Here is an 18,205-nt window from a genome sequence, read left to right as displayed (position 1 = left end):
GGCGGTACACCGAGCAGACCTTCGTGCTCGGCAGCATCACGTTTCAGGACGGGCTCGTGACATGAGCCCGGCTGGCTGCGTCTGGCGCGCCCTGTTCTTCGAGGATGTCGCAACCTAGGACGACAAACATGTTGAAGATCGTCTAGTTTCGATAGGTTATGCCGCCTCCTGGATGAGCCGCTGGGCGGCCTCGAGATTCTGGATGGCGGCTGCGCGCCGGAGGTCGAATAGGTTTCTCCTGGCGCCGATGTAGCGCGCGCTGTGTCCTTTCCGCGCCGCGATATGGGCGAGCGCATGCTCCACAGCCGTGCGCTGCCGGAGCACGGCGCGTCCTGGCCCGGTCTGCTGCAGCTTCCGGAACTTGCGCTGCAGCGCCTCGTCCTCGGCGATGGACACGGTTCGGCCTCGTCCCGACGCGGCTTGAGTGCATTTGGCTCGGAGAGGGCACGCGCCGCACTCCTCAGGATCGAACTCGACCGTGTCGCCCGGTTCGAACACTTCGACCTGCCCTGCCGGACACGTAATCGTCTTGGTACGCAGGTCAATCTTGAAGTCGCGCTTGCTGAACAAGTCGGGGCTGCGAGCCCGCTGCCCCCAAGGCTTCGAGAACACCCGGCCCTTCGCGCGGAGCACGTCATCAACGACGGGACTGTTCACGTAGGCGCGATCGATGTGGAGTTCGACGATGCGCAGCCGCTGACGCTGAATGTCCTTGGCGATCGGCGAGGCTCCCTCTTCTTCGGGCCGATTCGCGAGCGTGACCGCGCAGGCGACAATGATGGGAAGGTCAAGGTCGCGTGCGATGTGCTCCTTGTAGCCGTCGAACCGCTTCGAGCGGCTCTTGCGGCCGTGGCGCATTTCAGCGTCTTCAATAGAGACACGGCGGTCAGGCGCAACGCCTTGCCGGATGCGTACGGTCCCATCCTCGACTGTTTCCAGGTCTTGGTCTCGAACCTGGGTGACCGCATCCAGATAGATGCGAAGCGGCTGCTCGACGACGTCGTCCATGTGGCGGTCGACCCACTGCTGCAACGACGAGACCTGCCGCTCCAGGATCTGAATCGCCGCCGCCTTCTGTTACGAGTCGCTCCAGTCCAGGTCGAGCCCGGCCTTGATGCTGGGAGCCAGAAGCAGCGGGATGCCCGCCTTGCGGCAGATCTCCTCGGGCGGACGCTCCGTGATCTTCGACACGACGCGGACGATGCTGCGTGCAGCGTGGCCGAGCAGGTTGATCGTGTCCTCAACCCGCCCGGCCCCCGCTAAAGAGCGGCTATCGATGGCCACGCGCAGCGCCTTGGACACCGCACGCCTCTCGCCCTCCGTCATCGCGCCGGACCGAACAAGCGCCACGGTCCGCTCCAGCAGCATCCGGTCCATCTCGTGCGCGACCATCCGCTCTCGGAACGCCTGCAGCGCGCCCTGCGAGAACGGCGGCGTCACCGCGCCCAGGCAGCCGAGCACCATCTGCCAGCGCAGGTCCACGACACACAACTCCACCGCCTCGGCATCCGATGCGCCGACGTAGCCTTGGAGCAGCGTGACCATGCACATCAGCGCCGGTGGATGCGGCGCCTCGCCTGCCCCCGTCGTCCGGTACATGCCCTCCAGCTGCTCCTGGAACGTCTCATCGAACAGCTCGTGCCGGTGCAGCCTGAGAAAGCCGAACAGTGCTCTCACGCGCGTCAGCCGCTTCATCAGCGCCTGCTCTTGCCGCGACAGCTCCACCGGCGGCAACCATCGTTCCATCCGTGCACCTCCGGACGCGGACGAGATCATGGCCCGACGAAACCGTCGAGCCTTGCATCGAAGCGACCGGAATTATCGCAAAATCAACCTGATCGGTCCTCTAGGGGTACGTGCCGAACGCCCACCATTCGGTCGCCATGTTGTCGTCGGTGATGATCGGGTCATCCTGCGTCCGCAGCAGGATCGACTCCCGGCCTTCCCAGGTGGGCCCGCCGCGCCAGTCCTGTTCTTTCAGCAGATCGAGCTGCGCGGCGCCGACTCGTGTACCTACCGCGTCACCTGGTGAACCGACGCTGCCGCCCCTCTCCTGCTGGACGCCACCGGCGGGCCGAGCAGGCGGCGTCTCCTCCGGGGCTCCGCGCGCAGCGCGCAGCGGGCAGCAGAGCCTCCGCCTCGTCGCGTCGCCTCGTTGGCCGGGCGCGGTCGACATCGAGACCTCCGGCGGGTAGGACGCCCCAGCGCATTCGTGGATGTCAAGAGATTTTAGCCTCTCCAGCCTCCAGCGCATTCCGTCCCGTTACACATTTGTGAACGCACACACATGCGGGCATGGCCACGTCGCCTCGGCGCCTGCCGAGCGGACCAGCGAAGATCGCGATCCTGCACCCACCCCTCCGAACGCGGCGCTCCGAAAGGGCCCTGACTCGACGCGGCGCTCCGAAGGAGCGCCCGCCAGCCTCGTCCTCCCCTCGGGATCGAGGACAGCCGCAGGCCGGTCGATTGGAATTGACATCGGGAATGTGAACGTTCACTTTCCTCCTCGAGGGGCATCCTTTTGCTTCGACGATCGACGGCGTGCCGCCAGGGTCCGTGGGGCGCCTGAAGACCCGTGTACACGTGCCCCGCCAGCACCACGGGAGGATGGCAAGGTCAGGTAAACATCGAATGTTCCATGACACCGGCCGATGGCGTGCACGACCTTTGCCTGCGGTTCGCGGGGAGCCGGTCCGATCGGCGGTTCAACCTGGACCATTTCGACTTCAAGCTGGGTATTCTGCCGTCGGCTCAGGCAGCCCCGCGCTCGCCCCGCGTCGTGATTGCATATCGCGACCTCGCCCGGCCGGCGCCGGGCCGGGCGCTGCCTCATCCGAGCTGCGATAAAGATTCATGGCGTGGGTCGAGTCGAGGGCGACGCCTCGGGGGCACACCAGGCCACCAGCGACTCGAATCGCGGAGAGACGCGAGTGGAGTCCATTTCTTCGATCGCTCGAGGGAATACGGTGTTGTTATGAAGAACAAATCTAGTTTGGCTTTCACCTTGGCCGCGCTGGGCATGATCGTCGGCGCTTGCGGCGGCTCCGACGGCGACGGCGACATCGGGGGGAGCGGCGGAGCCCCGGCGGGCGCAGGAGGGAGCGTGAGCGGCTCGGGCGGCGAGCAGGCGAGCACCACCGGGGGGCCTCTGCCTTCGGGCTCGAGCAGCTCGCAGAGCACGGCCGGAGGGTCCGACCCCTCCGGCTCGGGCGCGGGCACGGGCGGAGGAGCGTCTGCCGGCGGCGGGGAGATGGCGGGCGGGAGCGGGGGCTCGGGCGGCGACGGCGGCGACGGCGGCGGCTTCACCGGCACGTGCACCGGGTCACGACCGGCCGGTGGAAGCCGGTCGGGGAGCGGCCCTCACAAGGTGGTCGTCGAGACGAACTCAGACCCGGGCATCAACCAGGGCACCATCTTTCGCCCGGAGGATCTCGGAGGGAACGCCAAGTATCCGATCTTCGTCTGGGGGGAGGGCGCATGTTCGCGAGACGGGCTCGCGACCGAAGCGGCCATGGCCGAGATCGCCTCGCATGGCTACTTCGTGGTGGCGGACGGGACGCCGGGAGGCAAGGAGCCCAACCGCGAGCTCGGGGGCGGCGGCGACGTGCTGCTCGCCTACGTCGACTGGGTGATCGCCGAGAACCAGAAGCCTTGCAGCGCCTACTACCGGAAGATCGAGACCACGAAGGTCGCCGCGAACGGCTTCTCCTGCGGCGGCTTGATGGCCGCGGGGACGGCCGCAGATCCCAGGATGACGACCTGGGGACACACGAGCAGCGGCTCTTTCTCGGTGAATCAGGCCTTCTACAAGTCGATTCACACCCCCGTGTTGATCGTCACCGGCACCGAGGATAGCCTGGGCGCGAACGAGAACGGCGCGAGAGACTACGAGAACATCGCCGCCCGGGGTGACATCCCGGTCATGATGTTCGCCAAGGTCGGCGCGGACCATGGGGGCGACCTGTGGGCTCGCAACGGCGGCGAGTTCACCCAGGTCAACCTGGCGTGGCTCAACTGGTGGCTCAAGGGCGACGAATCGGCCACCGGCAAGGGCATGCTCGTCGGCGCGAGCTGCCGCTTCTGCACCGACAGAAGCTGGCAGATCTCTTCCGCCAATCTGCCCTGAGCAGCCGCTCAGGATCAGCGCATCGGCGGGGTCGCGCCGGCGGCGTCCCTGCGATACCTTCTCGCTACCGCGCATCACCGAGCGATTTTCCTGGCGCGCTCTCTGACACGCGGCGCTGGTACCTCGGGTCAGAGCTCCTGCCAGGTACCGGTGTCACGAGGGGAGAAAGATTTCAACGCAAAGGCGCAAAGGCGCAAAGGCGCAAACCTGCAAAGAATCTGTTCTCTTTTGCGGCTTTGCGCCTTTGCGCCTTTGCGTTGAAATCTCTCCCCAGATCGCTGGCCGGACTTCTGGCGGGCGGAACTAGCGCCCCCGGCGCACCACCCGCGCGATCTTGCGAGACAGCGCGTCCGGCGCGACCGGATAACGCGCCACGTCCGCGGCGCCCGCCGCCACGAGCGCGTTCATCCGGTCCGAGGAGAGCCCGGACGCGCACACGACGGCGCGCACGCCGGGCGCCGCGCGGCCGAGCGCCTCGAGCAGCGCGCACGCGGCCTCCACGTCGGCGCCGGCGTCGATCACCGCCACGCCGAGCCCCGCCTCGAGCAGCGCGGCGGCGTCCGGCACCTCGGCGAGGTGGATCCCCTGCGCGTCGAGCCCGATCTCGCACGCCTCGCTGAGCCCCTGCCCCGCCGGCGCGAGCCGGAGCAGCGCGACGGTGCGCTCCGGCACGGGCGCGAGCTGCGCGGTCTCGCCGTCCGGCCAGGCCTGCGCCCGCTCCGCCCGGTCGCCGCGCGGCGCGTCCGCCTTGCGCGCGGGCAGCCGCCGCGCCTCGGCCTCCCGCGACATCGCCTCGTCGAGCCGCGACCGCGCCGCCGCGGCGCTCTCCGGGCGCTTCTCCGGCAGCTTCGCCAGGAGGTCCAGCCGGAGCCGCTCCAGGAGCGGCGGGACCGGCGGAGCCCCCGGCGGCCGGCGCAGCGGCGGCGGGATCGAGAACATGTGCATCGCCATGAGCTCCACCGCAGGGAGGCCGACGAACGGCGGCGTTCCCTGCAACATCGCTGTAAGAATGCATCCACACGCGTACAGATCGGTGCTCGGGCCCACCGCGAGCGAGCGGCACTGCTCCGGGCTCATGTACTCCGGCGTGCCCGCGACCATGTCCTTCGAGGTGAGCGTCGGCCCGGCGTCGAGCGGGTCGTCGAGGTGCGCCAGGCCGAAGTCGACGACCTTGGCGACGCGTCCTCCGTCCTGCTCGGCGAGCAGCACGTTCTCCGGCTTGAGGTCGCGGTGGACGATGCCGCTCGCGTGCGCGGCGCCCACGCCGTCGAGGATGTCCGCGAACAGGGCCGCGACCTCGGCGAGCGGCAGCAGCTCGCGCGACGCCCGGAGCAGCGCGCCGAGCGACTGCCCCTTGAGCAGCTCCATCACGAGGTAGATCGAGCCGTCGCCGTCGTCCTCGTCGCCCCCGAGGTCGAGCACCTTGACCACGTTCCGGTGCACGAGCCGCGACGCGGCGCGCGCCTCGCGGAAGAACCTCCGCCGGCTCTCCGGGAGGATCGCGACGTGCGGGTGCATCGTCTTCACCGCGACCGGAACGCCGAGGAGCACGTGCTCCGCCTCGTAGACCTCCCCCATCCCGCCCGCGCCGAGCAGCCGCACGAGGTTGTACTTCCCGCCGAGGACCCGCCCGGCGCGCGCCCGCTGCGGCGCGCCCGCGCCGGGCTCGTCCGGGAGGAGCGTCTCCGCGGCCGCGAAGCGGTCGGCGCGCGGTCGAGGCGCGGGCGCCCGCCCGTCCGGCGCCCGCTGGCCCTTCAGCACGGTGCGGTCGGGGTCCCCGTCCGGCGGCGGGCGCTCGCCGTCGCCCGCGCTCACGGCGACGCCGCGCGGAAGCCCACCGCGATCTGCGCCGTCACCGGGCCCTCGCCCTCGTCGCGCCAGGGGCTCACCCGCACCGACAGCGCCCCGAAGAGCGCGCCGCCCGCCTCCACGCCCGCCGACAGCCCGCCGAGCACGTCGTCCGCCCTCACCTCCCGGTGGACGAGGTGCAGATCCAGCGCGCCGTGCAGCCGGAGCCACGGCGCCGGATCCGCCGTCGCCCCCGCCAGCAGGAAGCCCTGCACGTCCGGCGTGGCCGGCTCGCCGCCCGCCGCCTCGCCGTCGCCCCCCGCCGCGCCCTCGCCCGCGCCCACCGCCGCGCCGTCGCCCGAGGCGCGGATGCGGGCCCCGACATCGGCCACCCACGTGAGCCGGCCCGAGGCGCCGCCGAGCGCGATCCCGGGCTCGATGCGGAGAGGCGGGCTCCCGTCGGCCATGGGCACGCCCAGGCGGAGCGTGGGGCCGAGCTCGATCTCCGAGCGCCCGAGGCGCAGGACACGCGCGCGCGCGCCGAACCAGCCGGTGCTGCCCGCGCCCGCGCCATCCCCCTCACCGGCCGGGTTCGAGCGGAGCGCGACGTCGAGGCCCAGCGGGCCGATCGCGCCGCTCGCGCGCACCTGCCCCGCGGCGACCCAGCCGCCCCCGGAGCGCGCCGCGGCCGCGCCGACGGCGACGACCGAGGGCGGCGTCGGCGCGAGCCAGAGCCCGTCGGCCACCCCGGACATCGGGAGGAGCGGGAGGTACGCGCCCAGCACGGGCGCGGCCGGGGGCGCAGGCGGCGGCGCGGCGCTCGGCGCCTCCGGCGCGGCGGGCAGCTCGACGTCGCTCGTCCCGATCACGCCGCCGCGGCCGTCGGCGACGTCGAGCCGGACGCGCAGCGGCGCGCCGGGGCGCAGCGCCTCCCGGGGCAGCGGGATCCGCGCCGTCAGGGCGCCGCCGCGATCGCCGCCGGCGAGCGCGACGGAGCGCACCCCCCCCGGCAGGTGGGCGAAGAGCCGCGGCGCCACCCGCCGCGCGACGTCGACCCCGGCGAGCCCTTCGAGCTCGACCCGGGCCTCGAGCGCCGGCCCGCCCGGCGCCGTCGCCGCCGCGCGCGCGACCGAGACCGAGACCACCGCGCCCACCTTCGTGTACCGGACCGGGAGCGACGTCGCCGCGCCCGGAACCGCGCTGCCGCGCTCGCGCAGGCGGAGCGCGCGCGGGGCGCGCTGGAGCAGATCGATGCGCTCGGGGACGGGGCCGAACGGGCCGTCGTCGAGCGAGAGCTCGAGCGCGGGAGACGGCGTGAGCTCGACGATCCCGTAGGGGTTCGCGGTGATCTCCTGCGCCGCCGGGACGACGCCCCCGGCGGCCCGCGCGGCGACGAGGTGGAACCTGCGCACCGCCCCCACCCCCAGGTACTCCTCGCGATCGACGACCCGGACCCGGAGGAAATAGGCGCCGGCCGGCATCTTCTCCGCGCGGAACGACAGGACGTCCGGCTTCACCTCCTCGCGGGCGACGAGATCGTTGAACTCCGGGTCGCGCGCGATCTCGACGCGGTAGCCGGCCGCGGCGGGCGCCGGCTTCCACGACGCCGACAGGACGCCGAGCCCCTCCGGGGCGAGCGCGATCTGCGCGGCGTCCGCGGTCGTCCACTCGACCGGCGCCGGCAGCGGGCGCGGGCGCGCGGGCGGCGCTTTGCCCACGAACCGGGTGCCGTGGTCCTTCGGGACCACGACGGAGAGGCCGCCCGACGTGACGCCCGCCTTGCCGTCGAACACCGCGACCGTCGTCCGCTCCCCGCGCCGCTGCACCACCGTGTCCCGCGACGACGCGCTCACGCGGCCGCCCCCGCTCGCGGCGACCTCGACCGACTGGCCCCGCAGCGCGGCGAGCGCGGCCTTCACCTCGCCGTCCGCGAGCTCGACGGCCGCGGGCGGCGTCTTCGATACCCGCGCTCGGCTCGCCGTGCCGTAGATGACGACGAGCGTATTCGGCGCGAGGAGCACCCGAGTCCGATCCACAAACTCGATATCTGCCCTCCCCTCATCCAGCGTGTTGACGCTCGAGTTCGTGAGCAGGGGCATCCCCTGGGCCGCGGGCGACCAGGCGCCGCCGGCCGGGCGCGCGCGCACGTCCGGGTGCATCGACCGGAGCTTCGCGTCGGGGATCGACGTCACCTCGGCCGGGAGGACCAGCGTGAGCCCCTCGGCGAGCGTCGTGCCCGGGCCGCACGCGACGCGGTTGTACCGCTGGATCAGCCCTGCATGCTTGGATGAGCCGTAGAGGACCGCCGCGATGTCGTCGCAGGTCTCTCCCGCCTGCACGCCCCATTGAATGACCGCCTCCGGATATCCGGGCGTCGGCTCTCCGGCGCTCGCCAAGCCGGCGTATCCGACGTGGATCGCAGCATGGGTGGCGCAGCCGAGGAGCACCGCGATAGCGACGGACTGGCCATTTGACGGTGCCACGGCAGCGGCACGCTACCGGATCGAGATCGGCGTTGCAAGGGACCAGGCAATAGGATACGAGCAGACCGATGGCGTATTGGTCGGCGCGCGTCATCGCGCCCCTCCTGGCCTCCCCGCTGCTCGTCGCCGCGGCCACGGCCTCCATGCCGGCCGCAGCGCAGGAGGCCACAGCGCTCGACAGGCTCGCTCCCGCGCCCGCGGGCGACGGGCTATCCACTGTCCCTTCTGCCGGCGTATCGGGGGAGCTCCGGCCCGCGGTCGGACTTCTGTTCTCCTATTCTCATCAACCCCTCAGCCTGCGCGGGACTGCGCCTGCCGGGTCGGTCACGTGGGTGGGCCGGCAGGCGCTCCTCCACGCGCTCGCGAGCGTCGAGCTCCTGCGCCGGATCAAGCTCGATCTCGACGCGCCGCTCGTGCTGGATCAGGGCGGCGCGTCCGGCGCGCTCGGGGGCATCCGGGTCACGGCGCCCGCCGGCGGCGCCACGCTCGGCGATCTCCAGGCGGGAGGGAGGGTGATGCTCCTGCCCCAGGAGGGGCCCCGGCCGGCGGCGGCGCTCGGGCTCTCCGTCTGGCTGCCGACGGGAGACGAGGCGGCGTTCGCCGGCGCGGGCGCCGTGCGCTACGCGCCGCGGGTGATCGTGGGGGCCGAGCACCCGGGCTTCCGCTGGTCGGCCTCGGCGGGGGGCCGGTTCCAGAAGGCCTCGGCGGACAGCCTGACGGGCAGCGAGGTCCTCTTCTCCGCGGGCGCGGGCGTCCGCAAAGGCCCGCTGCAGCTCGGGTCGGAGCTCTCCGTCTGGGCCGCCGCCGGCGAGGGGTCGGCGCTCGCGGTCCCGGGCCGCGCGGGGGGCGAGCTCCTGCTCACCGCGCGCTGGTCGCTCGGCCCCCTCACGCTCGACGCGGGCGCGGGCCCTGGCTTCGGGCGGCTGCCCGGCACACCCAAGGCGCGCTTCTTCGCGGCGCTCGGCGTCGCCGCGGACGTCGTTCCGCCGGCGCCCCCCGCCGCCGCCCCCTCGGCCATCGCCGGCGCGTCCACCGGGACGACGGGCGCCCGCGGCGCGGCGCTGGCCGCGCCTCCGGCCGCCGACTTCGACGGGGACTCGGTCCCCGACGCGGAGGACGCCTGCCCCCGGGTCATCGGCGAGGCGCGCCCGCCGGCCGCGGCGGCGGGCGCCCGATCGGCGTTCCGCCGTGGCTGCCCGCCGGACCGGGACGACGACGGGATCTACGATGTCGACGATCGCTGCCCGGACGTGCCGGGGGTCAGCAGCGCGGCCGCCGGCGCGGGACCGGGCGGCGCGGGGTCCGGGGTCACGTCCGAGCCCTCCGCAAACGCGGGGTCCCAACCCACGCCCGAGGGACCCGCGAACGCGGGGTCCCAACCTGCGTCGAGGCACGGGTGCCCCGCGGACACGGACGGCGACGGCATCCCCAACGCTGCGGACGCCTGCCCCTACGAGCGCGGCAGGCCGAGCGAGGATCGCGCGACGCACGGCTGCCCGTTCGCCGTGCGCATCGAGGGCTCGCAGATCGTGATCCTGCAGCAGGTCCAGTTCCGGACCGGCCGGGCCGAGATCGAGCCGGAGAGCTTCGAGCTGCTCTCCGAGGTCGCGGCCGTCCTCGAGGAGCACCCCGAGATCGCCCGGGTCGCGGTCGACGGCCACACGGACAACCAGGGCGCCGCCCAGGCGAACCTGAGCCTCTCGCAGCGCCGCGCGCTCGCCGTCGTCGCGTGGCTGACCGCGCACGGCATCGACGCCCGCCGCCTCGAAGCGCGCGGCTTCGGCGCGCGCCGCCCCCTCGCCGACAACCGCACCCCGGACGGCCGGGCCAAGAACCGCAGGGTGGAGTTCCAGATCCGCAAGCGCACCGACGAGGGCGCGGCCGGCTGGAAGGACGGCCCTCTTGAGTGACGCGTCGCCCGCGGAGGCCTCCACGTGAGGGCGTTCTCGCTCAAGATGAAGGCGATCGCGCTCTTCACGGCGATCGCGCTCGTCCCCGTGGCCGTCGCCGTGACGCTCCTCATCGACGTGAACCAGCGCGCCGTGCGGACCTCCGAGGAGAGGATGCAGACGGCGATCCTCTCCGAGGTGGCCTCGACCTCGATGCAGCTCGTCCGGGACGTCGAGAGCGATGCCGTCGCGGCGGCGGCCATCTTCGGCCACGCCGCGGGCGGCGCCATCCGGGACGAGGACGCGGTCGCGTCGGTGCGCGCCCTCGTCGCGACGCGCGGGCTCGTCGGCGCGGTGCGGCTCGAGGTGCCCGGCGCGGGGATCAGCACCGTGATCCGCAAGGCGTCGTCCGACGCGGACGTCCCCGCCGCGCCGGCCGCGCTGCGCCAGCTCGCTGACGAGCGAGGCGTCGGCTTCGGCGTGATCGGCCCGGCCCGCGGCCTCCTCGTCGCCCGCGTGCGGCCCGCCGGCGACGCTGGCGCCGCGCCGGGCGCCGGCGCCGGCGCCGCGGCGCCGCCTCCCCCGGGCGGCCCGGCCGGCTACGTCGTCGCCGAGGTGCCGCTCGACATGCTCGGGCTCGACCTCGAGGTGATCGCCGGGCGCCGCCTCGGGAGCCGCTCGGTGCGCCTGCTCATCGCGGGCCACGACCGCCAGGCGATCGCGGCGTTCGGGGTGCCGGGCGTCGCGCCGGGCAGCGACGTCTCGTCCTTGCCGATCTGGCGCAACCTCCCCCCGGGCGCGGGGTTGAACGACAGGATCGGCGTGCTCGCCCCGCACGACGAGGCCGGCCAGCGGATGATCGGCGCCATCGAGACGGTGCCCGATCTCGGCTGGGCGGTCGCGATCTGGCGTCCCGAGCCGGAGGCCTTCGCCGCGCTCGACGAGATGCGGCGCCGCGGCGTCGCCGTCGCCGCGGGCGCGCTCGTCCTCGCGCTCGCCCTCGCGCTCGTCACCGCCCGCCACGTGACGCGCCCGATCCTGCACCTCGTCGCGCAGGCGCGGCTCATCGGCGCCCGGCGCTGGCGCGAGATCGCGCTCGGCGACGCGCTGAGGGGGCGGCGCGACGAGATCGGCGAGCTCACGACCTCCCTCGGCCGCATGGCCCAGGACCTCGAGCAGGGCGAGGCGGACATCGCCCGGGAGGCCAAGCTCCGCGGCGATCTCGGCCGGTTCATGGACAAGGCCGTCGTCGACGCGATCGTGCGGGGCGAGCACCCGCTCGCCCTCGGCGGCAAGCGTGCGGCCGTGTCGGTGCTCTTCGCCGACGTCGTCGGCTTCACGCCGCTCGCCGAGTCGCGCGACGCCGAGCGGATGGTCGCCCTCCTCAACGAGCTCTTCTCGATGCTCACCGAGATCGTGTTCCGGCACGGGGGCACGGTCGACAAGTTCATCGGCGATTGCGTCATGGCCGTCTGGGGCGCCCCGATCGCGCAGGAGGATCACGCGCGCCGCGCGCTCGCGGCCGCGGAGGACATGATGCGCTTCCTCGAGACGGCGAACGAGGAGTGGCGCGAGCGGTACGACGTCGAGGTCCGCCTCGGCGTGGGCGTGAACTCCGGCGAGGCGATCGTCGGCAACATCGGCTCTGACAAGCGGATGGAGTACACGGTGATCGGCGACGTGGTGAACGTCGCCTCGCGGCTCGAGGCGATCGCGGCGCCGAACCAGGTGCTGGTCTCCGCGGCGACGAGGGACCTCACCGGCGACGCCTTCCCCCTGCGCCCGCTGGGCGAGCGCAACCTCACGGGGCGAAAGACGACGACGGCCGTGTACGCGCTCGATCCGGACTGAAGCGGGCACAGCGCGCCCGCGTCCGCCAGCGGATGGTGGGAATTCCCCCGCCCTGCCGGAAGGATGCCACCGCCAAGACCCCATGAAACGCCGAGATTTCTGTGTTTGTAGCGTCTCATGACGCCTTGGCGGCTCAAAAAAGCCCCGCCTTCAGCCAAAGTACCCACCCATCGGTGTCAACCAAGCTCGTAATGACAGCACTACCCGCGCTTGGATAACGCCGATGCCCCCTTCGTCGAGCGCACCAGCGGAGGGGATGTCGCTCATCCGGACACTCGAACGACGTGCACACTCCATCCAGGTCGAAGCCAAAGGACATCGTTCCGCCATTTGTGAACGTTCACAATACCGGCATCAGCTCCGATCGACCAGCCCGAGGGAGGCCACGCCCCGGGAGATCTCCGGGCCGGCGGCGACGTCCCTCGCAGAGGGAGCGCCCCCCGCTCCATGGCGGGAACGCCGGCGTAACAACGTGGCTCGCGACCCAGGGCATGGGCATGGGCGAGGACGACGGGGATCCGAGCGAGGACATCGACGCCGCGCAGCAAGGCGCACCTCGCGCGATCGCGGCGGCCGGCGCCCGCCCTCTTGACGCAGCGATCCGGAGGAGCTCGCCAGCCCTGCTTTCCCTCGGCCTCGCGGAGTTGCGCGGACCGGTCGATTGGCGTTGACCTCGGCAATGTGATCGTTCACATTTGGTTGAAGGGGTATCCTTCAGCTTCGTGCATGGGCGGGTCGCCCTGCGCACCGCGCCCTTCGTCATCCGATCGATTTCTTGTCGATTCCAGCGCGCCGTTCGCCCGACCGCCGCGAGAGCGATGGCCGAGCGATGGTGCTTGGTGTTCTTGCCGAGGGTGAGCCACCGGAGGACACCACAGACCTCGTCGTTTCGACGGAGGTCGAGAAATCCTGGGCACGGACCGCCGTGTCACCGCGTTGCATCATCGGAGAGCAAGATGAAGAAGCCGTCGTGGCACGAGCTCCATTTCTCGAGAGAAGTCGCCGCCGTTTGCGCGCTCGCGTTCGTGGCCGCGTGCACGGGCGCGCTGGGTGACACGACGGAGGGCGCTGGGTCATCCTCTGTCGGAGGCGATGTCGGAGGCGATGTCGGAGGCGGTGTCGGAGGTGACGGATCACCGACGGGCTCGGACCCGCCGGCGTTCCAACCCGCGGCCGGGATGCTGCGCCGCCTGACGAGGACGCAGTTCCGCAACGCCGTGCGCGACATGCTGGGCGTCGAGGTCGATATCCATCAGCTCGACGCCGACAGCTGGAACGGGAACTTTGCGGTCATCGGCGCCGCGACCGTCGTGACCTCGGAGCGAGGCGTCGAGCAGTACCACGCGGCGATCGAGGGCGCCGTCGACGCGGTGTTCGCGGATCCCGCGAGGCGAGACCGGTTCATCGGCTGCGCGCCCAGCGGAGCGGAGGACGACGCTTGCGTGCGCGGCTTCATCGAGGCGCAGGGGCGCCGTGCGTGGCGGCGCCCGCTCGAGGCCGCCGAGGTCGACCGGCTGGCGGCCGTCGCCGCGAAGGCCGCGGCCGAGCTCGAGAGCGCCGTCGAGGGGGCCCGCTGGGCGACGGTGGCCCTCTTCACGTCTCCGAACTTCCTGTATCGCCCGGAGCTCGGCGCTCCGAGCGCCGACGGCTCGCTCCGCTTGACGGGCTACGAGACGGCGTCCCGGCTCGCGTTCCTCTTGTGGAACAGCCTGCCGGACCAGGAGCTGCTCGACGAGGCCGCGAGCGGGGCGCTCGGAACGGTGGAGGGGATCCGCGCGGCGGCGACGCGGCTGCTCGAGGCGCCTGCCGGGCGCGAGGCGGTCGGCGCCTTCGCCGAGGAGTACATGCGGCTCGATCGGATCAGCACGCAGGCAAAAGACGCGGCGCTCTTTCCGGAGTACAGCCCCGCGCTGCAAGCGGCGATGGTCCGCGACATGCGAGGCACCTGGGAGGTCCTCGCGTTCGACGATCGCGCGAGCGCGCTCGACCTGTTCTCGACCACGAAGGTCGTCGTCAATAGCGAGCTCGCCCAGGTCTACGGTCTCGACACGGCCGGCCTCGGCTCGAGTGCCTTCGAGGTCCGCTCGCTGCCCGCGGACGGCCCGCGCGTCGGGATCCTCAGCAAAGCGGGCTTCCTCTCGCAGTTCGCGAACCAGAAGGAGGGCTCTCCCACCTTGCGCGGCAAGTTCATGCGCGACGCCCTCATGTGCACGCCCATCCCGCCGCCCCCCGGCAACGTCGCCCTCGAGCTGCCGGAGCCGCCCGCGGACAAGCCCCTGACGAAGCGTCAGCGCCTCGAGATCCACCGGACCGAGCCCGCCTGCGCCGGCTGCCACTCGTTCATGGACCCGCTGGGCCTGCCGCTCGAGAGCTTCGACGCGATTGGCCGCTTCCGCACGACCGACCACGGCCTGCCGATCGACCCGAGCGGCGAGTTCGACGGGGTGCCGGTCGCCGACGCGCGCGCGCTCGGTATGACCCTCAGCGCGGACGCCTCGGTCGCGGAGTGCCTCGTCCGCAAGTACTACATGTACGCAGCGGGGCACGAGGAGAGAAAGGTGGACAAGCGCGTGCTGAACGCGCTGACCGCCTCGTTCGAAGGGTCGGGGTACCAGCTGCGCGAGCTGGTCCTCGACGTCGTGACCAACGACGCGTTCTCGTCCGTCGCCCCCCAACCCTGATCGCAGGTCCCCCCAATGACGAACAAAGCTTTGAGCCGACGAACTGTTCTCCGGGGCATTCTGGCGACGGGCGCCGCCGTCACCATCCCGCTCCCGCTGCTCGAGATCATGCTGAACGAGAGCGGCACGGCGCACGCTCAGACGAAGACCCCGGTGTCGCCGCTCTACGTCACGTGGTTCTTCGGGAACGGCACGCTGCCCGGTCTCTGGAAGCCGACGCGCACGGGCTCCGGTCAGGCCTGGGACCTCAGCCCCCAGCTCCAGCCGCTCGCGGACCTCAAGTCGTATCTCACGGTGATCAGCGGCCTCGAGAACAAGACCGTGGTCTCGGGCGTCGAGCACCCCACGGGGTCGGCGGGGGCCACGACCGGCGCGCCGCTCAGCGGGAACGCCGTGCGGGCCGCGTCCATCGATCAGGTCGTCGCGAACGCCATCTCGGACGGGGCGCCGTACCGCTCCCTCGAGGTGGGGGTGACGCCGGCGACGCCGAACGGCCCTCCGGACTCGCTGCATACGGTCTCGCACAGGGGGCCGAACGCGCGCAACAACCCGGAGTTCGATCCGAAGGCCGTGTTCAACCGGTTGTTCATGGGCGGCCTGCCCGAGCCCAGCGACGACGGCGCGGATCAGGCCACGAAGCTCGCGAACGTCCGGAAGAGCGTGCTCGACTCCGTCCTGCAGGACGGCGCGAGCCTGAAGCAGCGGCTCGGGGCGGCCGACAGGCATCGTATCGAGCAGCACCTCGAGTCGATCCGCGCCATCGAGCAGCGCCTCGAGACCACGCCGTCCGGCGGCGGTCCGACGGCGGCGTGCAAGAGCCCGACGGCCCCCACTGCCGGCAAGGATGCGCAGAGCGAGGCGCCCCCTGCGGTGAACACCGCCATGGTCGAGCTCTCAGCGCTCGCGCTCGCCTGCGAGAGGACCCGCGTGCTCTCGTTCATGTTCTCGCTGCCCGCCGCGCACGTCTACTACCGGCACCTCGCGCAGGACATGAACGACGACTTTCACGACACCATCTGCCACGGAGATGCCGGGGATCAATCGAGTCAGCCTCGCGTCGACAAGGGCGTGATGTACACGATGCGCTGCCTGAACGAGTTCTTGACGAAGCTCAAGGACACGCCGCACGGCAGCTCGAACCTGCTCGACAGCTCGCTCGTGTACGTCACCTCCGACACCGCGTGGGGCAAGGTGCACACGAGGACGGAATGGCCGGTGCTCTTCGCGGGGAAGGCCGGAGGCCGGCTGCGCGGCGACGAGCATCGCAACTTCCCCGGCGACAACCTGAGCAAGGCGCTCCTGACGATCGCCCAGATCATGGGCTTGAACGTGACGGAGATCGGCATCGACGCGGGGCGGGTCACGTCGCCGCTCGCGGGCATCCAGGTCTGACCGCGCCAGCACGCGCCGCGATCCCGCGGCGGATGGAGTCCCATGCACCGCATGCTTTCTCGACACGCTCCCTTCTTGCACGCCACCCTGGTCCTCCTCGCATCTGCCACCTTCCTCGCCTGCGGCGGCGGCACCTCCTCTGCTGACAGCGGCGGCGCCGGCCCTTCCGGCAGCGGCGCTGGCGCCTCTGGCGGCGGCGCCGGCACGGCCAGCAGCGGCGCTGGCGCCTCTGGCGGCAGCGCCAGCGCCTCTAGCAGCGGCGCCGGCGCTTCTGGCGGCGGCACCGGCACGGCCAGCAGCGGTCAGGGCGGGTCCGGCGGCCATCCTCCCGCGAACCTCGTCGAGCCCGGCGATCCCGGGGCGGGTGATGTCACCTTCGCCGTGCGCGCCGATCGGGACGTGCGCCCCATCAGCCGGCTCATCTACGGCGCCAACTGGGCCGAAGACCTGGACGGCGAGCAGCGCGGCACCACCGTCGTGCGCATGGGGGGCAACCGCATGACCGCGTACAACTGGGAGAACAACGCCTCCAACGCCGGCTCGGACTACATGCACCAGAACGACGCGTACCTCGTCGGGAACAGCGCCCGCGGCGACGTCCCCGGCGAGGCGGTGCGCGTGCACACCGAGGCCGCGCTGTCGCACGGCGCCGCCTTCATCGCGACCACCCCGATCTGCGGGTATGTCGCGGCCGACAAGAAAGGCGACGGCGACGTCAACAAGACACCGAATTACCTCCAGACCCGCTTCCACCCCACGATCGCGCGCAAGAACGCCCCCTTCTCGTCGTCTCCCGATCTCAACGATCGCGCCGTGTACCAGGACGAGTTCGTCGCTTGGATGAAGCAGACCTTCCCCGACGCGTTCAAGGGCGATGTCGCGCGCGTCCTGTTCTCCCTCGACAACGAGCCCGATCTCTGGAACCACAGCCACGAGCGCATCCACCCGGAGCCGGTGCGCTACGCCGAGCTCGTCGACAAGAACATCGAGTTCGCGTCCGCGATCAAGGACGTCGCGCCGAACGCGCTCGTCACCGGCTTCGTCTCGTACGGGTATTCGGGCTATGTCAGCCTGCAGGGCGCGCCCGACGCGGACGGAAACTTCATCGAGTACTGGCTCGACGCCATGAAGGACGCGGAGATGAGCGAGGGGCGCCGCCTGGTCGACGTGCTCGATCTGCACTGGTACACGGAGATCTACGCGAACGGCGAGCGCATCATCGGCGCCGATGCGTCCCCCCAGTCGGTCGAGGCCCGCGTCCAGGCGCCGCGCTCGCTCTGGGATCCCTCCTTCGTCGAGGACAGCTGGATCGCGAAGGACGTCGTGAAGGGCCCGATCAAGCTCATCCCCTGGGTCCAGGGCCTCATCGACGCCCATTACCCGGGCACCGCCATCGGTATCACCGAGTACAATTACGGCGGCGGCAACCACATCTCCGGCGCGATCGCGCAGGCCGACGCCCTGGGCGTCTTCGGCCGCGAGGGCGTGTTCCTCGCGACGATCTGGGATCCGGGCGAAGAGGTCTCGATGCTCCGGGCCGGCGTGCGCGCCTTCACGAGCTACGACGGGCAGGGCGCGCGCTTCGGCGATACGTCCGTCCGCGCCGAGACGAGCGACGTCGCCAAGGCCACCGTGTACGCGAGCATCGACGAGGCCGATCCGAGCCGCATGGTCCTCGTCGCCATCAACAAGACCACGGCCCCGCTCACGGCCGCGGTGACCCTCGCCGCCCACGAGAGCTACACGGCCATCGACGCGTGGCAACTCACGTCCGCCAAGGCCGATCTCGTGCCTGCGGATCCGATTGCGCCGCGCGCCACGAACGCCTTCACCTACGCGATGCCGGCCCACAGCGTGTCGGTGCTGGTCCCCCGGTAGTCGCGTCCCCCCCTCGTCCGGAGCGTCGTCGAGATAAGCCCCGTCGAGAAATGCGGAGACCCGACACGGGTTGGGCTGGGGCCCGCGGAGGCCCCCCGGACCGACAAGGCAGAACGG

Annotated in this window: 9 protein-coding genes and 1 pseudogene; 6 read left to right on the top strand and 4 right to left on the bottom strand. The window is 71.8% G+C overall.

From position 1 onward, the window contains the following. Nucleotides 1-156 precede the first annotated feature (156 nt). Nucleotides 157-1,746, bottom strand: a pseudogene (locus WMF27_RS07695) (IS1182 family transposase). A gap of 100 nt (nucleotides 1,747-1,846) precedes the next feature. Then, on the bottom strand, nucleotides 1,847-2,176 hold the full coding sequence (locus WMF27_RS07690; protein ID WP_437769570.1) for a hypothetical protein: 330 nt from the start codon (nucleotides 2,174-2,176) through the stop codon (nucleotides 1,847-1,849). Nucleotides 2,177-2,992: 816 nt separating this feature from the next. On the opposite strand from WMF27_RS07690, the gene WMF27_RS07685 reads away from it, so the two are divergent. Continuing rightward, entirely contained in the window at nucleotides 2,993-4,126 is a 1,134-nt protein-coding gene (locus WMF27_RS07685; RefSeq protein WP_437769571.1) for an alpha/beta hydrolase family protein, read from the top strand. A 303-nt stretch (nucleotides 4,127-4,429) separates the two neighbouring features. Here the strand turns inward: WMF27_RS07685 and WMF27_RS07680 are convergent, their stop codons facing one another. Both WMF27_RS07680 and WMF27_RS07675 read right to left on the bottom strand, forming a co-directional pair. After that, nucleotides 4,430-5,941: a serine/threonine-protein kinase gene (locus WMF27_RS07680; protein ID WP_437769572.1), complete on the bottom strand. Its 1,512-nt coding sequence runs from the start codon at nucleotides 5,939-5,941 to the stop codon at nucleotides 4,430-4,432. Continuing rightward, nucleotides 5,938-8,397, bottom strand: coding sequence for a FecR domain-containing protein (locus tag WMF27_RS07675; RefSeq protein ID WP_437769573.1), 2,460 nt, complete (start codon nucleotides 8,395-8,397; stop codon nucleotides 5,938-5,940). The genes WMF27_RS07680 and WMF27_RS07675 overlap by 4 nt, the downstream gene beginning before the upstream one ends. A 68-nt stretch (nucleotides 8,398-8,465) precedes the next feature. Between WMF27_RS07675 and WMF27_RS07670 the strand changes: the two genes are divergently transcribed. The 5 genes from WMF27_RS07670 to WMF27_RS07650 all read left to right on the top strand — a co-directional run bounded on the left by WMF27_RS07670 (nucleotide 8,466) and on the right by WMF27_RS07650 (nucleotide 18,088). After that, complete coding sequence (locus WMF27_RS07670; protein WP_437769574.1) at nucleotides 8,466-10,307, top strand: OmpA family protein; 1,842 nt, start codon at nucleotides 8,466-8,468, stop codon at nucleotides 10,305-10,307. Nucleotides 10,308-10,331: 24 nt separating this feature from the next. Then, nucleotides 10,332-12,137, top strand: a complete 1,806-nt coding sequence (locus tag WMF27_RS07665) for an adenylate/guanylate cyclase domain-containing protein (protein ID WP_437769575.1) — start codon at nucleotides 10,332-10,334, stop codon at nucleotides 12,135-12,137. Between the two features lie 956 nt (nucleotides 12,138-13,093). Next, on the top strand, nucleotides 13,094-14,818 hold the full coding sequence (locus WMF27_RS07660; protein WP_437769576.1) for a DUF1592 domain-containing protein: 1,725 nt from the start codon (nucleotides 13,094-13,096) through the stop codon (nucleotides 14,816-14,818). Between the two features lie 30 nt (nucleotides 14,819-14,848). Next, entirely contained in the window at nucleotides 14,849-16,210 is a 1,362-nt protein-coding gene (locus WMF27_RS07655; protein WP_437944056.1) for a DUF1552 domain-containing protein, read from the top strand. 51 nt (nucleotides 16,211-16,261) lie between these two features. After that, nucleotides 16,262-18,088, top strand: a complete 1,827-nt coding sequence (locus tag WMF27_RS07650; RefSeq protein ID WP_437769578.1) for a glycoside hydrolase family 44 protein — start codon at nucleotides 16,262-16,264, stop codon at nucleotides 18,086-18,088. The last annotated feature ends 117 nt before the right edge of the window (nucleotides 18,089-18,205 follow it).

The sequence above is a fragment of the Sorangium sp. So ce281 genome (assembly GCF_051527395.1).
GTDB classification, from domain to species: Bacteria; Myxococcota_A; Polyangia; order Polyangiales; family Polyangiaceae; genus Sorangium; species Sorangium cellulosum_B.
The sequence above is the reverse complement of the archived record's forward strand: the minus strand, read 5'-3'. Positions and strand labels throughout refer to the sequence as shown.